This is a genomic window from Janthinobacterium sp. NKUCC06_STL, from assembly GCF_019345455.1.
Classification (GTDB): Bacteria; Pseudomonadota; Gammaproteobacteria; order Burkholderiales; family Burkholderiaceae_D; genus Janthinobacterium; species Janthinobacterium rivuli.
In genome coordinates, this window is record NZ_JAHKQY010000053.1 from 1 (window position 1) to 233 (window position 233).

Here is a 233-nt window from a genome sequence, read left to right on the forward strand (position 1 = left end):
TTGCTCACTCCCCGCAGCTTATCGCAAGCTACTACGTCCTTCATCGCCTGTAATCGCCAAGGCATCCACCATGTGCACTTATTCGCTTGTCCCTATAACGTTAGCCTCTGAAGACCGAAGTCATCAAAGAGCGCTACAGGGATAAGAAAGTACAACGTTGTTGCTTGTTTGTTGATACATACAATCATTACCCATCAAGTCGCCTCATGCATTGCTGCACGCATAGACTTGAT

Annotated in this window: 1 rRNA gene; it reads right to left on the bottom strand. The window is 46.8% G+C overall.

The features are described 5' to 3' along the window. Positions 1-92, bottom strand: a 23S ribosomal RNA gene (locus tag KO539_RS29960); the annotation flags it as partial. Positions 93-233: the final 141 nt, after the last annotated feature.